At 47.6% G+C, this 2,311-nt stretch carries 1 protein-coding gene; it reads right to left on the bottom strand.

Annotation, left to right across the window (positions count from 1 at the left end):
- The coding region (locus QUB51_RS09370; RefSeq protein WP_333393014.1) for a putative Ig domain-containing protein at positions 1–2,311 on the bottom strand (2,311 nt) is incomplete at both ends.

Below are 2,311 nucleotides of genomic sequence, written 5' to 3'. Positions count from 1 at the left end.
ATTGAATGCTGTGTTCACCGTAACTGATTGATCGGTAATTGCACTAGCTACGACAGGAGCAGTATTCGGTTTATCGGATACCGATAACAGGAAGGTATTGCTGATAGCAGCTTTCCCATCAGAAGCACTGACTTTTACCTTCAAATTCCCCAGATCCGCCGTTGCAGGTGTGCCACCAAAGATGCCTGTTGCGGCATTAAATGTTAACCAAGCCGGTAAAGCGGTTCCATCTTCTTTCGTTGCTGTGTAAGTTAAAGGATCTTTTTCAGCATCGGTAAATGTACCCGTTGGTACTGTGTAATTGAATGCTGTGTTCACCGTAACTGATTGATCGGTAATTGCACTAGCTACGACAGGAGCAGTATTCGGTTTATCGGTAATCGTCAAGATGAAGGTATTGCTAGTAGCAGCTTTCCCATCAGAAGCACTGACTTTTACCTTCAAATTCCCCAGATCCGCCGTTGCAGGTGTGCCACCAAAGATGCCTGTTGCGGGGTCAAATGTTAACCAAGTCGGTAAAGCGGTTCCATCTTCTTTCGTTGCTGTGTAAGTTAAAGGATCTTTTTCAGCATCGGTAAATGTACCCGTTGGTACTGTGTAATTGAATGCTGTGTTCACCGTAACTGATTGATCGGTAATTGCACTAGCTACGACAGGAGCAGTATTCGGTTTATCGGATACCGATAACAGGAAGGTATTGCTGATAGCAGCTTTCCCATCAGAAGCACTGACTTTTACCTTCAAATTCCCCAGATCCGCCGTTGCAGGTGTGCCACCAAAGATGCCTGTTGCGGGGTCAAATGTTAACCAAGTCGGTAAAGCGGTTCCGTCTTCCTTTGTTGCTGTGTAAGTTAAAGTATCTTTTTCAGCATCGGTAAATGTACCCGTTGGTACTGTGTAATTGAATGCTGTGTTCACCGTAACTGATTGATCGGTAATTGCACTAGCTACGACAGGAGCAGTATTCGGTTTATCGGTAATCGTCAAGATGAAGGTATTGCTAGTAGCAGCTTTCCCATCAGAAGCACTGACTTTTACCTTCAAATTCCCCAGATCCGCCGTTGCAGGTGTGCCACCAAAGATGCCTGTTGCGGCATTAAATGTTAACCAAGCCGGTAAAGCGGTTCCATCTTCTTTCGTTGCTGTGTAAGTTAAAGGATCTTTTTCAGCATCGGTAAATGTACCCGTTGGTACTGTATAACTAAATGCTGTGTTCACCGTAACTGATCGATCGGTAATTGCACTAGCTACAACTGGAGCGGTATTTTTAGTGAAGGTAACTTGGTTATCTGTACTGGTACTGGCTGCTATGTTAGGATTCCCAGCTATATCCGTAACCGCATTGGCATTAATACTAGCAATCGCAGTACCCGCTTGGGTCATACCACTAATTGCCACATTGTAAGTTGTACCACCTCCTGTCACCTCGGTGGTAGTGGCTCCGGCGGTACCACTGAGAGTAACTTTCGTCTTATCAAACCCCGTCACCGGTTCACTAAATTCAACGGTGTAGTTAATCAGGGTATTTGCCGTCGGGTCGGCTTGACTACCTCCTTGGTTAATCGTGACAGTGGGGGCGATACCATCAATAACTAAGGCTTTACTCCCTCCCAGGGATAGGGCTGAACCCAAGGTGGGGAGGGTTAATATAGCATTAAGTCCCCCAATATCTTGAATCGTACCGCCGTTGAGGGTGAGGGCATTTACGGTCAGAGATTCTAGGTCAAGGGACTCGTCTCCCGCTTGGACAATATAGTTAAAAGTGAGGGTTTTACCGCCGGTACCACTGCTGTAGGTAGCATATTGGTCGGTAGTTCCGGTTTCCAGTTGCAGTTGAGGTTTGCCCACGACAGTAACAGGGACATCAAATTCCGCGGTAATGCTAATGGTTTGGCCAATACCATAGAGACCATCTAGGGTAGTGGAGGTGACACGGGTGATGGTTGGAGAGCGATCGCGCAGGAAAATGTCACGAGAGCTGTTAGTGTCCCCTGTCACCAGGTTGGAGGCATCAGACTCAAACACCACATAACGCCCATCGGCTGAGATACTGGGATTAAAGGAGTTGCTATTTCCCTCAGCAGCAGCGGAGTCAAGGGAGAGGCGGGTGGTGATGTTCGTCTGTGTATCTCGCAGGAAAATGTCAGCCCTGCTGTTAGTGTCCCCTGTCACCAGGTTGGAGGCAAAAGAGTAAAACACCACATAACGCCCATCGGGTGAGATACTGGGCTGATCGGAGCCGTTATTTCCCTGAGCAGCAGCGGAGTCAAGGGAGAGGCGGGTGGTGATGTTCGTCTGTGTATCTCGCAGG

It is taken from the genome of Microcoleus sp. AT8-A3 (assembly GCF_036705675.1).
Classification (GTDB): domain Bacteria; phylum Cyanobacteriota; class Cyanobacteriia; order Cyanobacteriales; family Microcoleaceae; genus Microcoleus.
Note: the sequence above shows the minus strand (reverse complement) of the source record. Positions and strands in the feature narration are given on the sequence as shown.